This is a genomic window from Paracoccus marcusii, from assembly GCF_028621715.1.
GTDB lineage: Bacteria > Pseudomonadota > Alphaproteobacteria > Rhodobacterales > Rhodobacteraceae > Paracoccus > Paracoccus marcusii.
Genome location: NZ_CP117466.1, coordinates 1,070,398 through 1,083,587, shown reverse-complemented (window position 1 = coordinate 1,083,587; position 13,190 = coordinate 1,070,398). Strand labels below are relative to the sequence as shown.

Sequence of the window (13,190 nt, the reverse complement as noted above, 5' to 3'; positions counted from 1 at the left end):
GTCGTCCTTCCCTAATGGCGGCGGGTAGCCGACAACGCGTCGGCATGGCGCAGTTCCAGCGCGGTCTTCAGCATCAGCGTCAGCAGCGCGAACCCCGTCAGCAGCGCCGCCATGGAAAAGGCCGCGACCGACAGGTATTCGTTATAGAACATTTCGATGGTGATCGGCATGGTCGCGGTCTGGCCGCGGATCTTGCCCGACACGACGGCCACGGCGCCGAATTCCCCCATCGCGCGGGCGGTGCACAAAAGCGTGCCGTACAGCAGCGCCCACCGGATGTTGGGCAGCGTCACGGTGCGGAACACCCGCCAGCCCGATGCGCCAAGCGTCAGCGCGGCCTCCTCCTCGGCGCGGCCCTGCTCGATCATCACGGGGATCAGTTCGCGCGCGACGAACGGAAAGGTCACGAAGACCGTGGCCAGCACGATCCCCGGAACTGCAAAGACGATTGGGTATCCGCTGGCCACCAGCCAACCGCCGATGGCCGAATTTGCCCCGAACAGCAGCACGATGCACAGGCCCGCCACGACCGGGCTGACGCTGAAGGGCAGGTCGATGAGGGTGATCAGGAAGGCCTTGCCGCGAAAGTCGAACTTGGTAACGAACCAGGCGGCGGCGATGCCGAAGACCGCGTTCAGCGGCACGGCGATGGCGGTGATCAGCAGCGTCAGACGGATCGCGGATTGCGCGTCGCGGCTGGCCAGGCTTGCGACCGCGGCGGCCCAGCCCCGCGACAGGGCCTCGGCAAAAACGATGACCAGCGGGGCGCCGACAAGCAGGGCCAGGCCCCCCACCGCGACGGCGATCAGCGCCCACCGGCCCAGGGGGGTCTCCTCGGTCGCGCGGCGGAAGGGGTGGGTGGCGTCAGACATGACCGATTCTCCGGCGTGACCAGATCTGGATGAGGTTGATCGCCAGCAGCATGGAAAAGCTGATGCCCAGCATCGCCAGGCCGATGGCGGCGGCGGCACCGTAATTGTACTCCTCCAGCTGGATCACGATCAGCAGGGGGGCGATCTCGGTGCGCAGCGGGATGTTGCCCGCGATGAAGATGACCGACCCGTATTCGCCGACCGCGCGGGCCAACGACAGCGCGAAGCCGGTCAGGGCGGCGGGCATCAGCATCGGTGCGATCACGTGGCGCAGGGTGTGCCAACGCGACGCGCCAAGGGTGGCGGACGCCTCCTCGACCTCGGTCTCGATCTCCTCGATCACCGGCTGGACGGTGCGGGTCACGAAGGGCAGGCCCACGAAGACCAAAGCCAGCCAGATCCCCCATTGCGTATAGGCGATGCGCCAGCCCAGATCACCGGCCATGCTGCCAAGCACTCCGTTCGGCGCGTAAAGCGCGGTCAACGCGATGCCCGCCACCGCGGTGGGCAGTGCGAAGGGCAGATCCACCGCCGCATCGACGATGCGCCGGCCCGGAAAGCGGTAGCGGACCAGAACCCAGGCCAGGATCACCCCGAAGATCAGGTTGAAGCAGGCCGCCAGGAAGGACAGCCGGAAGGACAGCCACAGCGCCGCCCAGACCCGCTCGCGGTTAATCGTGTCCCACACGGCCGCCGGGCCGAAGACTGCGCCCTGCCAGAGCAGCGCGCCGATGGGCAGGAACACCACCAGCGTCAGCATGAACAGGGTGATCCCGGCCGACAGGCCGAGACCGGGCATCGCCGTGCGGCTGATGAGGGGTCGGCCGCTCATTTCGCCACATAGATCTGGTCGAAGATGCCGCCATCGCCGAAATGCTGGGGCTGCAGCTTGGCCCAACCGCCCAGGTCGTCGATGGTGACCAGCTCCAGCTTGGGGAAGCGGGCGACATCCGCGGGGTCGGCGGCGCTGGCGTCCCATGCGCGATAGTAGTGTTTGAAGGCCAGGGCCTGCCCTTCCGGGGTATAGAGGTAGTCCAGATAGGCGCTTGCCAGGTCACGCTGCGCGTCGTCCGCGATGTTGCCATCGACCAAGGCCACCGGCGGTTCGGCCAGGATCGACAGGCTGGGCACGACGATGTCGAACTGATCCTCGCCCAGTTCGGCCAGCGCCAGATAGGCCTCGTTCTCCCAAGCCAGCAGCACGTCGCCGATGCCGCGCTGTGCAAAGGTCGTGGTCGAGCCGCGCGCGCCGGTGTCCAGGACGGGCACGTTGGCAAAGATCTGGCCCACGAACTCGGCCGGATCGTGGCCGTTCTTCTGGGCCCAGGCCCAGGCCGCCAGATAGTTCCAGCGCGCCCCGCCGGACGTCTTGGGGTTGGGCGTGATCACCTCGACCCCCTCGGCGGTCAGGTCGCCCCAATCCTGGATGCCCTTGGGATTGCCGTCGCGCACCAGGAACACGATGGTCGAGGTATAGGGGCTGGAATTGTGCGGCAGGCGCGACTGCCAGTCGGCCGGCAGCTTTCCGGCGGCGGCGATCTGGTCGATGTCGCTGGCCAGTGCCAGCGTCACCACCTGCGCGTTCAGGCCGTCGATCACGGATCGTGCCTGCGCGCCCGACCCGCCGTGGCTGGTCTCGATGGTCGGGGCATCATGGCCCTGGGCCTGCCAATGGGCGGCAAAGGCCTGATTGACGTCGCGATAGAGCTCGCGCGTGGGGTCATAGCTGACGTTCAGCAGATCCTGCGCATGGGCGGCGGAGGCCAGCAGCAGCAGCGACAGGATGGCGGGGCGGATGAACATGATGGTCCTCGTGATGGGATGGGTCAGATGCCGGTGGACGTCAGACGGGCGGTCAGCCACCAGCCCGGCGCGGTGCGCCGGGTCTGGGGGGCCGTGGCCGCGTCCGGGCCGGCGGTCTGCGCGGGGGTGCTGGATGCGATCGGGGTCATGGGCCGGCCTGTCCGGGTCAGCGGGCGCTGGCGGGCAGCGGCTGGATGCGGGCATCCCACAGCCGGGCGTCGCGCCCGGCCAGCAGTTCGGCCGCGGCGCCGTGGGGGTCGCGGCTCAGCGCGACCAGGGCCGCGCCGTTCACGCGGTGCGGGCGGCCGGTGCGGCGGTCGATCAGCGTCACGGCGCACAGCGCCGGGCGGCCATGGGTCAGGGGGTGGGTCGAGGTCATCGGGTCATCCCTTTCGGTTCGGGCCAAGTGCGGCGCTACGGTACCTTAATAACGACAGGGATACTCGTGTTTAGCAAAGGAAGAATCACGCCTATTTCGGTCGTGAAAAGAGATGATTATTCTCCGAAACCGCTGGATCGCGGTCGGCTCAGGCGGTCGCGCTGTCCTGCAGCACCGCCTGCGCCACGTCGGGCGTGCCCAGCATGTCGGCCAGGCTGAGGGATTCGATCAGGATGAGATAGGACCAGAACACCTCCGAGAACACGCGACGCAGGCGGCATCTGGCCTCGTCGGTGCAGTCCTCGCAGCGCTGATAGGCACGCCGCGACAGGCACGGCAGGGGCGCGATCGGCCCGTCGATCAGCCGCAGCAGCTCCGAGATCGACACGTCCTCGGGGCGCTTGATCAGCGTGTACCCCCCCGACCGTCCACGGATCGAGGCCACGACACCGGCATTGCGCACCTCCAGCAGGATCTGCTCCAGGAACCGCTTGGGGGTGCCCGACCGCCTGGCAATGACTTCGATCGTCAGCGGCTCGGGACGCGGGCTGCGCGCCTCGTCGCCCAGAACCAGCAGGGCCTTCAGCGCGTATTTCATCTTTTGCGTGATCATGACCCTGCCCCGGACTGCGTTGCTGTCCACCGGATATAAGGCGGATCGCGCCCTGCGAAAAGAAAAGACGACCCGGCGGCGGGGTTTTTATTGGACATGTCTGCGCCGGGATCACCCGGTCATCGCTAATAACGACAATCACGCTAGACTTTATATTCTATTGCGGCATGCTGGCGGCGAAAGGAATCGCACGATGACCCAGATCCCGCCCCTAGACCTGATCGACCGCAAGATCGTCGCCACGCTGATGGCAGACGCCACCACCCCCATCGCGCAGATCGCCGACAGGGTGGGCCTGTCCCAGACCCCCTGCTGGAAGCGCATCCAGAAGCTGGAGGCGAACGGCGTCCTGACCGGGCGCGTGGCGCTGGCCGATCCGGCGATGCTGGGATTCGGCCTGACCGTCTTCGTCGGCATCGAGGCGCCAGACCACGGCACGGAATGGCGCGCGGCCTTTGCCCGCGCCATCGACGCCCTGCCCGAGGTCATGGAAGCCTGGCGGATGGCCGGCGACATCGACTATCTGCTGCGCATCGCGGTGCCGGACATGGCCGCCTATGACCGCTTCTACAGGGCGCTGACCGACGCCGTAGCGATCAAGAACATCACATCGCAATTCGCGATGGAACGGCTGCGCCACACCACCGCCTATCCCGTCAACACCCGCGACCGATAGAACCCTGTTCCCTTTTCGGGGTGATCTTTGGAATCGCAATACACGACCATCCTTGTAGTCTTATGCGAGATAAAAGGAGACATCCGATGACCAAGACCCTGATCGTCCCCGGCCTCGACGGCTCTCCTGCGCCGCACTGGCAGGACTGGTGGGCACGCACCGACCCCAACGCGATGCTGCTGGACATGGGTGACACGGGCCGTCCCGTCCGCGAGGTCTGGGAGGCCACGCTGGCCGTCCACATCATGGCCCATCCCGACAGCATCCTGGTCGGCCATTCGCTTGGCGCGGTGACCATCGCGCATCTGCTGGCCCGCTGGCCGGGGCTGCGGGTGCGCGCCGCGCTGCTGGTCGCGCCTGCCGATCCGGCCACCTCGGACCGCACCCGCGGTTTCGGTGCCCTGCCGCGCGAACGGTTCGACGTGCCCGCGACGCTGGTGGCAAGCCGCAACGACCCGTGGATGGCTTTCGACCACAGCCGACAGCTGGCGGCGCATTGGGGCGCGCACCTGCACGACATCGGCCATGCGGGCCATGTCAATGCGGCATCGGGCTTTGGCCCCTGGCCCGCGGGCAAGGCGCTGCGCGACGATCTGCTGGCGCGCACCGCGCGACCCGGGGTCCTGCGGCGCCTGTTCGGCGCGCGCCCCGCCCCCCTGTCCCTGCCCGCCCGACGGCTGGCCTGACCCCCATCACCGGACCCGAGGTTGCCATGTTCGACATCCAGACCGAGGCCTATCTGCGCCGCACCCATCCCCGCGACACCGATCGTCCCGACCGCATCGTCCCCACGCTGGTCGGTGCCAGCCTGGCCCTGTGGACGGGGCTGCTGATCGCCGCCCTCTAGGACCGCCCCCGCAGCCAAGCGAAGGAGCCCGCCATGAAGACCATCCCCCTGGCCGACACGTCTGCGCCCCATGCGGCCCATCTGCCCCATGTCGTCATCATCGGTGGCGGCGCCAGCGGCGTCCTGTTGGCCGCCCATCTGCTGCGCGACCCGGCCACGCCCCTGCGTGTCACCGTGATCGAGGGGCGGCACATGCTGGGCTGTGGCGTGGCCTATTCGACCAGCGATCCGGGCCATCTGCTGAACACCCGCGTCGCCAACATGAGCGCCTTTCCCGACGATCCCGACCATTTCCGCCGCTGGCTGACCGCGCGCGGAGACGGCGCGACGGGCGCCTGCTTCGTGGGCCGCGCGACCTATGGCGCCTACATGACCGACCTGCTGGCGCCGCTGTCGGCCGACGGACGGCTGCGCTGTATGCGCGCGACATGCATCCGGCTGGTCACCACGCGGGCCAGGGTCGCGGCGCATCTGGACGACGGCCAGGTCGTTCCCGCCGACCGGGCCGTGCTGGCCACCGGCCATGCCCTGCCCGAACCGGACCCGACAGGCCTGGTCCACGGCGCCTGGCAGCAGGCCGACCCCCCGCCCCAGGGCGGGCGCGTGGTCATCATCGGGTCCGGCCTGTCGATGGTGGACCAGGCCATCAGCCTGCTGTCCCACGGCCACCGCGGGGAAATCGTGGCCCTGTCACGTCGTGCCCAACTGCCGCGTGTGCATGCCACGGGCGCGCCCCTGTCGATCACCCGGGCCGAGGTGCCCCTGGGCGCGCCCGTCAGCTTTGTCCTGTCCTGGCTGCGCGATCTTGCCGCCCGGGCCGGGGCGCAGGGCGGCACCTGGCGCGACGCGGTCGACGGCGCCCGCCCGCACCTGCCGGCCCTGTGGCGTGCCATGTCCGTGGCGGACCGCGCCCGCTTCCTGCGCCACGCCGCCCCCTGGTGGGAGGTGCACCGCCACCGCCTGCCCCCGGAAACCGCGGCCATCCTGCAGCGCGTGCTGGACAGCGGCCAGATGCGGCAGCTGGCCGGCAGCTTCGACGGTGCCAGCCGCGACGGCGCGATCCTGCGCGCGCATTGGCGCCCGCGCGGGGCCGATCGTATCCTGACGCTCGATGCGGCGCGCATCGTCGACTGCCGCGGCATCCGCCGCGACCCGCGGGCCAACGCGACGCCGTTGGTCGCCGACCTGCTGGCCACCGGCCGCGCCTGCATCGATCCCGTGCGGATCGGTCTGGATGTCGCGGCCGACTGCGCCCTGATCGGCGCCGACGGCCGCCCGGACCCCCGCATCCGCGTCATCGGGCCTGCATCCCGCGCCGCCTTCTGGGAGATCACCGCCATCCCCGACATCCGCGACCAGGCCCAAACGCTGGCCGTTGCGCTGATCCGCGACGTGGCCCCGCACCGGCAAGCGGCCACAGCGGCACCCTGAAACCGACGGCAGAGCCGGTCGCCCTGCGGCATCGACTGCTCAGGGGGGAGGCCCTCCTATCGGACATCTCGTTTGTGGGTCTGCAAGGGCGAACCTATCGCCAGGTGACTGGCCGTTTTGCCCGGCATGGACAAAGACAGATCGTGGTGCCGTACGGCCAAGTCACGACAGACAAAGCCACAAGCACGCCTGCTTGAGGAAGCGTCCGAACCGCCAGTTGTGCCGTGCTCCGCGATAGACGGCGAAAAACGGCCTCGATCGCGCAACGTACCAGATGACAGTGCAGCCAAAGGCATTGCGTGCCGCGATGACAGCACCGAACCTTGCAACAGACAGCGCAAAGACCGCCGGTGGACCGCGCTTGCGGTCGCAGCACCTCAGAACATCGATGCGCAGGGGGCGGTCAGTGGGATTGAGGGTTGCAGGCCACCGGCGCGTGCCGTTGTCGACCATGCCCCATGCCGCGGTGGCATCGCGGCAAGACATGCGCAATCATGACGCCAGCGATCCTGCCTAGGTCCGTGCCCCGTCTGTCGCCAGGCGCGTCAGCACGTCCAGCATCGCATTGTCCGGCCCGACCTGCCGGCGCGTCAGGCCGACTGCGCCGGTCAGGAACCCTGCATCGGTCGGCCACTGGATCAGCGCGCCCCGGTCCAGCTCGTCCCCGACCACGCCTTGCGAGATGAACCACAGCGCGTCCGATGCAGCCAGGATGCCCCGACCCACCGCCAGGGCCGCGGTCTCGAACGCGGGATGCAGCCCGGCCAGGTTGCGGGCCTGCAGGTAATCGTCGACCGCCCGGCGGATCAGCGCGTCCTGCGGCGGCAGGATCACCGGACAGGCCGACAGGACGTCACGCACCGGCTGCCCCCAGCACGGATGCCCGGCGCGGGACACCAGCGCGATCTGATCCTCGTAGAGGTGATCGAAGCGCAGGCCCGCCATGTCGGCGGCGGCCGGCATGCGCCCGATCATCAGGTCGATCCCGCCCTCGCGCAGCAGGCGGATCAGATGCGGATGCGGCCCCGTCTCGACCGACAGGGTCACATGCGGATGCATCTCGCGAAAGCGCAGCGCCACGCGCGGGAACAGCCGCGTGGCCGCCGTGGGCAGGATGCCCACCCGCAACCGGTCCGTCCCCGCGACCGGATGCAGCGCGGCGACCCCGCTTTCCAGCATCTGCAGCGCAGCGGCGGCATGGGTGCGCAGCAGCGTGCCCGCATCGGTCAGAACCAGCCGCCGCCGCTCGCGCCGGAACAGCGGCACCTGCAGCAGGGCCTCCAGCTCGGCCAGGGTGCGGCTCAGCGCGGGCTGGGTGATGCCCTGCGCCCGCGCCGCCGCGGTCAGGCTGCCGCGGGCCGCGATGTCCAGAAAGACCCGCAGATGGCGCAGCTTGATGCCGGGATGCATAATCATATGGGCATCCTTTGCTGCCGATTTTGCATTATCGGAGATCCTGCCCCCATGTTACGTTATGGACAGGAGGGTTATCCATGCAAATCTTGTCCCGCCCCTATGGCGCGCTGCACTATCGGCTGGACGGGCCAACGGGCGCGCCGGTGGTGCTGATGGCCAATTCGCTTGGCACGGATCTGCGTCTGTGGGACGCGGTCCTGCCGCTGCTGCCGCAGAGGCTGCGCTATCTGCGCTATGACAAGCAGGGGCACGGGCTGTCGGATCTGGGCGCCGCAGACCGCATCGCCGACCACGCCGCCGACGCAGCCGCGCTGATCGAGGCCGCGGCCCCCGGCCCGGTGGTCGTGCTGGGCCTGTCCATCGGCGGGCTGATCGCGCAGCGCCTGGCGGCCGACCGGCCCGATCTGGTCCGCGCGCTGATCCTGTCCAACACCGCCGCGCGTCTTGGCACGCCCGACAGCTGGCAGACCCGGATCGACGCGGTGGAACGGGACGGCATGGCCGGTATCGCGGATGCGGTAATGGAACGCTGGTTCGCGCCGGCCTTCCGCGCGACGCCCGCGCTGGCACCCTGGCGCAACATGCTGGCCCGCACGCCTGCCGCGGGCTATGTCGCCGCCTGCCGGGCGCTGGCCGGGGCCGATCAACGGCAGGCCAGCGCCGCACTGCGCCTGCCCACGATGGTGATCGCGGGCGAGGCCGACGGCGCATCGCCCCCCGACGTGGTGCGCGCCACCGCCGACCTGATCCCCGGTGCGACCTTCGACCTGATCCCCGGCGCGGGCCACCTGCCCTGCGTCGAGACGCCCGACGCCCACGCCGCGCTGATGACCCCCTTTCTGGAAAGACATGCCGCATGACCGAATTGTCAGACACCGGCCTTGCCACCCGCAGACGCGTGCTGGGACCGGCCCATGTCGCCCGCGCGCAGGCCGCGCAGACGCCCTTCGACGCGCCGTTCCAGGCGCTGATCACCGATGCGGCCTGGGGCCATGTCTGGTCGCGCGGCACGATTCCGCTGCGCGAGCGGTCGATGATGACCATCGCCCTGCTGGCGGGCCTTGGCAACGACGGCGAACTGGCCCTGCACCTGCGGTCCATCCCGAACACCGGCACCAGCCGCGACGACGTGATGGAGGCGCTGCTGCACGTCGCCATCTATGCCGGCGTCCCGCGCGCCAATCACGCCATCGCCCTGGCCCGCCGCATCTTTGCCGAGGCCGATGCCGAAGGAGGACAGGCATGACGCTCTATCAACGCGACCGCACCTGGCATCCGCCCGCGCTGGCCCCGGACTACAAGACCTCGGTCGCGCGGTCGCCGCGACAGGCGATGCTGTCGATCGAGGGCACCGTGTCCGAACTGACCGGCCCCCGCTTCGGTCATGGGGCCATCACCCCGCTGGATGGCGACTTGATCGCGAACTATGCCAAGGACGGCGATCCGGTGGGCGAACGCATCATCGTCCACGGACGCGTCCTGGACGAGGACGGCCGCCCCGTCCCGCAGACCCTGGTCGAGATCTGGCAGGCCAATGCCGGCGGCCGGTACCGCCACAAGAAGGACGGCTATCTGGCCCCGATCGACCCGAATTTCGGCGGCTGCGGGCGGGTTCTGACCGACGATCAGGGCCATTACGCCTTTCGGACCATCAAGCCCGGCGCCTATCCGTGGCGCAACTGGGTCAACAACTGGCGGCCCGCGCATATCCACCTGTCGGTCTTCGGCACGGCCTTCGCGCAGCGCCTGATCACCCAGATGTATTTCGAGGGCGACCCGTTGATCGCGCATTGCCCGATCGTGCAGGCGATCCCCGATCCCCGCGCCATCGACGCGCTGATCGCCCCGCTGGACCTGAACCAGGCGGTGCCGCTGGACTGTCTGGCCTATCGGTTCGACATCGTGCTGCGCGGGCGGCGGTCGACCTTCTTCGAGAACCGGTCGGAGGGAAACTGACATGCCGCAGCCGTTGAACTACCTCAAGGAGACCCCGTCCCAGACCGCCGGACCCTATGTCCATATCGGGCTGGCCCCGCGGGCGGCAGGATTCGACATCTATGACACCGAACTGGGCTTTGACCCCATGCCGGACGACGTGCCCGGCCCGCGCATCCGCGTCACCGGCTGCGTCTTCGACGGCATGGGCGCACCGGTCCGGGACGTGCTGATCGAGGTCTGGCAGGCCGACGCGGCCGGGCTGTACCCCGATCAGCCGGGGGCCGCCGCGGGGTTCCGGCACTGGGCGCGCGTGGTGCCCGATTTCGACACCGGGCAGTTCACGCTGGACACCGTCCTGCCCGGCGCCGTGCCGGGGCCGCGGGGCCGCATGCAGGCACCGCACCTGTCGCTGTGGCTGGTCGCGCGGGGCATCAACACCGGACTGCAGACGCGGATGTATTTCGCCGATCAGGACAACGCCGCCGACCCGGTGCTGTCCCTGATCGAACAGCCGCATCGCCGCGACACCCTGATCGCCCGTGGCGCCGACGGCCACTATCACTTCGACATTCACCTGCAAGGTGACAAGGAAACGGTATTTCTCGATGTCTGACCCCTGCATCATCTGCGTGGCCATCACCGGCAGCCTTCCGACCAAGACCGACAACCCGGCCGTTCCCGTGACCATCGCCGAACAGGTCGAATCGACCCACGAGGCCTTCGAGGCGGGCGCCGCCATCGTTCACGCCCATGTCCGCGACGACGAAGGCAAGCCCACCAGCGATCCCGACCGCTTTGCCCGCCTGCTAGAGGGGGTCCGCCGGCATTGCCCCGGCATGATCGTGCAGCTGTCCACCGGCGGGCGATCGGGCGCGGGCCGCGACCGTGGCGGCATGCTGCCGCTGCGGCCGGACATGGCCAGCCTGTCGGTCGGGTCGAACAACTTTCCGGCCCGCGTCTATGAAAACAGCCCCGACCTGGTGGACTGGCTGGCGGCGCAGATGGCCACCCACGGCGTCATGCCTGAAATCGAAGCCTTTGATCTGTCCCACATCCTGCAGGCCCATGCGATGTGGCAGGACGGGCGACTGACCACCCGGCCCTATGTGCAGTTCGTGATGGGCGTCAAGAACGCCATGCCGGTCGACCGCAACGTGTTCGACTACTACATCGCCACGGTCCGGCGGCTGTTCGGCACGAACGCGCCCTGGTGCGCGGCGGGGATCGGCCCGAACCAGATCGTCCTGAACGAATGGGCCGTGGCATCGGGCGGTCACGCCCGCACGGGCCTGGAGGACAACGTGCGCCTGGACCGCACGCGCCTGGCACCGTCCAACGCGGCGCTGGTGCGGCGGGTGGTGGACCTGTGCGACCGCTATCGCCGTCCGGTGGCGACATGGCAGCAGGCCCGCGCGATTTTGAACCTGCCAGAGGTCGCATCATGACCCATGCGCAGGTAACAACGGGGCGGCAATCGCCCCTGCCACCGCCGACCCACGGCCCGCGCCGCCAGGGGGAGCGCAGCCCTGGCATGGTCGGTCCATGACCGCGGCCGGAAACCCCCTCTATGCCATGCTGTTCGGCGACCCGGACACCCAGGCGCTGTTCACGGCCGAGGCCGAACTGGACGCGATGATCCGGGTCGAAGTCGCGCTGGCCCGGGTTCAGGCGCAGCTTGGGGTCATCCCCCCCGATGCCGGTCCGGCCATCGCCGCGGCCAGCCGTGGCCTGATGATCGATCCGGCATCCCTGGCCCAGGCCACCGCCCGCAACGGCGTCCCCGTCCCCGCCCTGGTCCAGGAGATGCGGCGGCAGATGGCCGGCGATCCCGCGGCCGCGCATCTGCACTGGGGCGCCACCAGCCAGGACATCATGGACAGCGCGCTGGCCCTGCGCCTGCGCCCCATGCTGGACCTGTGGGGCGCCCGCCTGGATGCCGTTCTGACCCAGCTGGCTGCGCTGGCGGATCGGCACGCCACCCTGCCCATGGCCGCGCGGACCTATGGCCAGACGGCGACACCCACCAGCTTCGGTGCGGTCGCGGCCAGCTGGGGATGGCCCCTGCTGGATCACGCACAGGATCTGGCACGGGTTCGCGACGCGGTGCTTCGCGTCTCGCTGTCCGGGGCGGCGGGCACGCTGTCGGCGATGGGTCCGCAGGGCCCGGCCGTGCGGGCGGGCCTTGCGCGGGCGCTGGACCTGTCGGATCCCGGCCATGGTTGGCATTCCGACCGTTCAGGGCTGGGTCGGCTGGCGGATTGGGCTGCGGCGGTGGCCGTCGCCCTGGCCAAGCTGGCCGAGGACCTGCTGCTGATGACGCAGTCGGGCCTGGCCCTGGTGCGGATCGAGGGCGGGGGGGCATCCTCGACCATGCCACAGAAGCAGAACCCGGTCGGCCCGTCGGCGCTGGCGGCACTGGCGCGGCAGGTGATCGGGCTGGCATCGGTTTTCGGGGCGGCGGGGGTGCATCGCCAGAACCGCGACGGTGCGGCGTGGTTCACCGAATGGCTGACCCTGCCGCAGATCTGCGTCAGCCTGGGCGCGATGCTGCGGCTGACGCAGGATGTCCTGGACCGGTTGACCCCTGACCCCCAGGCAATGGAGCGCGACCTTGGTGGCGGGTCCGGCACCATCCATGCCGAGGCGCTGACATTCGCGGTCCTGGCCGAACTGGGCCTGGACCGGGCCTCTGTCGCAGGCAGGGTCGGTCAGCTTTGCGCAACCGCCCTGGCGGAGGGTTGCGACCTGCTGGACCTGGCCCGGAAGGAATGGCCGGACCGGGACTGGGCCGCGCTGGTCCGCGCCAACGGTCTCGGCCTGGCCCCGCAGGAGGCCTGCGCCTTTGCCGACCGTCAGCGGACCCGTATGCCCTAGGCGTCGGTCTGTCGGTCTGGCGGCAAGGTGAACAGCAGGCGCACGACCAGCGGTCGTCGCAAGGCCCGCCGTGGCTGGCGTTTCCGACACGACCCCGTCGCGGCGGGCGCCCTTCCCTGTTGAGATGGTCATGCATCATCCCATGCCTGGACAAACCCCGGCTGCCAGAAGTCATGCCGGAGTTCGGCAGCCGGCGCCCTAAACCAACCTGCGCCCAGCCAACGTCCCCCTCATCGCGTCGCTACGGCGAAGGTCCGCCTCACGATCAGTAAGGGGTCTGCAAGCAGTTGACCATGCCCCGATGAGGGGACGGAAACGCCCCTTGGCAATGGAATGGCTTA

The 13,190-nt window shown here is 69.4% G+C and carries 17 protein-coding genes; 10 read left to right on the top strand and 7 right to left on the bottom strand.

Annotated features, from left to right (window positions below):
- Positions 1-11: 11 nt before the first annotated feature.
- The 6 genes from cysW to PRL19_RS05255 form a co-directional block, all read right to left on the bottom strand.
- Positions 12-872, bottom strand: coding sequence for a sulfate ABC transporter permease subunit CysW (cysW, locus tag PRL19_RS05280; RefSeq protein WP_273744125.1), 861 nt, complete (start codon positions 870-872; stop codon positions 12-14).
- On the bottom strand, positions 865-1,704 hold the full coding sequence (cysT, locus tag PRL19_RS05275) for a sulfate ABC transporter permease subunit CysT (protein WP_273744124.1): 840 nt from the start codon (positions 1,702-1,704) through the stop codon (positions 865-867). The genes cysW and cysT overlap by 8 nt, the downstream gene beginning before the upstream one ends.
- Positions 1,701-2,675, bottom strand: coding sequence for a sulfate ABC transporter substrate-binding protein (locus PRL19_RS05270; RefSeq protein WP_273744123.1), 975 nt, complete (start codon positions 2,673-2,675; stop codon positions 1,701-1,703). Before PRL19_RS05270 ends, cysT begins: the two co-directional genes overlap by 4 nt.
- A 23-nt stretch (positions 2,676-2,698) precedes the next feature.
- A complete protein-coding gene (locus PRL19_RS05265; RefSeq protein ID WP_273744122.1) occupies positions 2,699-2,824 on the bottom strand; it encodes a hypothetical protein in 126 nt (41 codons plus the stop codon).
- A 17-nt stretch (positions 2,825-2,841) separates the two neighbouring features.
- Positions 2,842-3,054: a hypothetical protein gene (locus PRL19_RS05260; protein WP_194886050.1), complete on the bottom strand. Its 213-nt coding sequence runs from the start codon at positions 3,052-3,054 to the stop codon at positions 2,842-2,844.
- A gap of 148 nt (positions 3,055-3,202) precedes the next feature.
- Complete coding sequence (locus tag PRL19_RS05255) at positions 3,203-3,667, bottom strand: RrF2 family transcriptional regulator (protein ID WP_273744121.1); 465 nt, start codon at positions 3,665-3,667, stop codon at positions 3,203-3,205.
- A 193-nt stretch (positions 3,668-3,860) separates the two neighbouring features.
- Between PRL19_RS05255 and PRL19_RS05250 the strand changes: the two genes are divergently transcribed.
- From PRL19_RS05250 to PRL19_RS05235, 4 genes are all read left to right on the top strand, one after another.
- On the top strand, positions 3,861-4,343 hold the full coding sequence (locus tag PRL19_RS05250; protein ID WP_273744120.1) for an Lrp/AsnC family transcriptional regulator: 483 nt from the start codon (positions 3,861-3,863) through the stop codon (positions 4,341-4,343).
- 86 nt (positions 4,344-4,429) lie between these two features.
- Entirely contained in the window at positions 4,430-5,029 is a 600-nt protein-coding gene (locus PRL19_RS05245) for an RBBP9/YdeN family alpha/beta hydrolase (RefSeq protein ID WP_273744119.1), read from the top strand.
- 26 nt (positions 5,030-5,055) lie between these two features.
- Positions 5,056-5,190, top strand: coding sequence for a hypothetical protein (locus PRL19_RS05240; RefSeq protein ID WP_273744118.1), 135 nt, complete (start codon positions 5,056-5,058; stop codon positions 5,188-5,190).
- A 33-nt stretch (positions 5,191-5,223) separates the two neighbouring features.
- A complete protein-coding gene (locus PRL19_RS05235) occupies positions 5,224-6,621 on the top strand; it encodes an FAD/NAD(P)-binding protein (protein ID WP_273744117.1) in 1,398 nt (465 codons plus the stop codon).
- Between the two features lie 513 nt (positions 6,622-7,134).
- On the opposite strand, the gene PRL19_RS05230 is transcribed toward PRL19_RS05235, so the two are convergent.
- Positions 7,135-8,037, bottom strand: a complete 903-nt coding sequence (locus tag PRL19_RS05230; protein WP_045983370.1) for a LysR substrate-binding domain-containing protein — start codon at positions 8,035-8,037, stop codon at positions 7,135-7,137.
- A gap of 77 nt (positions 8,038-8,114) precedes the next feature.
- Here PRL19_RS05230 and pcaD point away from each other — a divergent pair, with 77 nt between their 5' ends.
- The 6 genes from pcaD to PRL19_RS05200 all read left to right on the top strand — a co-directional run bounded on the left by pcaD (position 8,115) and on the right by PRL19_RS05200 (position 12,849).
- On the top strand, positions 8,115-8,897 hold the full coding sequence (gene pcaD / locus PRL19_RS05225; RefSeq protein WP_273744116.1) for a 3-oxoadipate enol-lactonase: 783 nt from the start codon (positions 8,115-8,117) through the stop codon (positions 8,895-8,897).
- The gene (gene pcaC, locus PRL19_RS05220; protein ID WP_173403393.1) at positions 8,894-9,283 is read left to right on the top strand and encodes a 4-carboxymuconolactone decarboxylase; all 390 of its coding nucleotides are present in this window, start codon (positions 8,894-8,896) and stop codon (positions 9,281-9,283) included. The genes pcaD and pcaC overlap by 4 nt, the downstream gene beginning before the upstream one ends.
- On the top strand, positions 9,280-9,993 hold the full coding sequence (gene pcaH / locus PRL19_RS05215) for a protocatechuate 3,4-dioxygenase subunit beta (RefSeq protein ID WP_273744115.1): 714 nt from the start codon (positions 9,280-9,282) through the stop codon (positions 9,991-9,993). The genes pcaC and pcaH overlap by 4 nt, the downstream gene beginning before the upstream one ends.
- Position 9,994: 1 nt before the next feature.
- On the top strand, positions 9,995-10,588 hold the full coding sequence (pcaG, locus tag PRL19_RS05210; RefSeq protein ID WP_194886046.1) for a protocatechuate 3,4-dioxygenase subunit alpha: 594 nt from the start codon (positions 9,995-9,997) through the stop codon (positions 10,586-10,588).
- Entirely contained in the window at positions 10,581-11,420 is an 840-nt protein-coding gene (locus PRL19_RS05205) for a 3-oxoadipate:acetyl-CoA acetyltransferase (protein WP_273744114.1), read from the top strand. The genes pcaG and PRL19_RS05205 overlap by 8 nt, the downstream gene beginning before the upstream one ends.
- Before the next feature lie 97 nt (positions 11,421-11,517).
- Positions 11,518-12,849 carry a lyase family protein gene (locus tag PRL19_RS05200; RefSeq protein WP_273744113.1) on the top strand — a complete coding sequence of 444 codons (1,332 nt, stop codon included), beginning with the start codon at positions 11,518-11,520 and terminating at the stop codon, positions 12,847-12,849.
- Positions 12,850-13,190 lie beyond the last annotated feature (341 nt).

What these genes read in the sequence shown, in the direction of transcription:
- pcaD (WP_273744116.1), top strand. Translation starts at nt 8,115, where the DNA reads ATGCAAATCTTGTCCCGCCCCTATGGCGCGCTGCACTATCGGCTGGAC.
- PRL19_RS05235 (WP_273744117.1), top strand. Translation starts at nt 5,224, where the DNA reads ATGAAGACCATCCCCCTGGCCGACACGTCTGCGCCCCATGCGGCCCAT.
- pcaC (WP_173403393.1), top strand. Translation starts at nt 8,894, where the DNA reads ATGACCGAATTGTCAGACACCGGCCTTGCCACCCGCAGACGCGTGCTG.
- PRL19_RS05230 (WP_045983370.1), bottom strand. Translation starts at nt 8,037, where the DNA reads ATGATTATGCATCCCGGCATCAAGCTGCGCCATCTGCGGGTCTTTCTG.
- PRL19_RS05250 (WP_273744120.1), top strand. Translation starts at nt 3,861, where the DNA reads ATGACCCAGATCCCGCCCCTAGACCTGATCGACCGCAAGATCGTCGCC.
- cysT (WP_273744124.1), bottom strand. Translation starts at nt 1,704, where the DNA reads ATGAGCGGCCGACCCCTCATCAGCCGCACGGCGATGCCCGGTCTCGGC.
- PRL19_RS05260 (WP_194886050.1), bottom strand. Translation starts at nt 3,054, where the DNA reads ATGACCTCGACCCACCCCCTGACCCATGGCCGCCCGGCGCTGTGCGCC.
- PRL19_RS05265 (WP_273744122.1), bottom strand. Translation starts at nt 2,824, where the DNA reads ATGACCCCGATCGCATCCAGCACCCCCGCGCAGACCGCCGGCCCGGAC.
- PRL19_RS05270 (WP_273744123.1), bottom strand. Translation starts at nt 2,675, where the DNA reads ATGTTCATCCGCCCCGCCATCCTGTCGCTGCTGCTGCTGGCCTCCGCC.
- PRL19_RS05240 (WP_273744118.1), top strand. Translation starts at nt 5,056, where the DNA reads ATGTTCGACATCCAGACCGAGGCCTATCTGCGCCGCACCCATCCCCGC.
- pcaG (WP_194886046.1), top strand. Translation starts at nt 9,995, where the DNA reads ATGCCGCAGCCGTTGAACTACCTCAAGGAGACCCCGTCCCAGACCGCC.
- pcaH (WP_273744115.1), top strand. Translation starts at nt 9,280, where the DNA reads ATGACGCTCTATCAACGCGACCGCACCTGGCATCCGCCCGCGCTGGCC.
- PRL19_RS05245 (WP_273744119.1), top strand. Translation starts at nt 4,430, where the DNA reads ATGACCAAGACCCTGATCGTCCCCGGCCTCGACGGCTCTCCTGCGCCG.
- PRL19_RS05200 (WP_273744113.1), top strand. Translation starts at nt 11,518, where the DNA reads ATGACCGCGGCCGGAAACCCCCTCTATGCCATGCTGTTCGGCGACCCG.
- PRL19_RS05205 (WP_273744114.1), top strand. Translation starts at nt 10,581, where the DNA reads ATGTCTGACCCCTGCATCATCTGCGTGGCCATCACCGGCAGCCTTCCG.
- cysW (WP_273744125.1), bottom strand. Translation starts at nt 872, where the DNA reads ATGTCTGACGCCACCCACCCCTTCCGCCGCGCGACCGAGGAGACCCCC.
- PRL19_RS05255 (WP_273744121.1), bottom strand. Translation starts at nt 3,667, where the DNA reads ATGATCACGCAAAAGATGAAATACGCGCTGAAGGCCCTGCTGGTTCTG.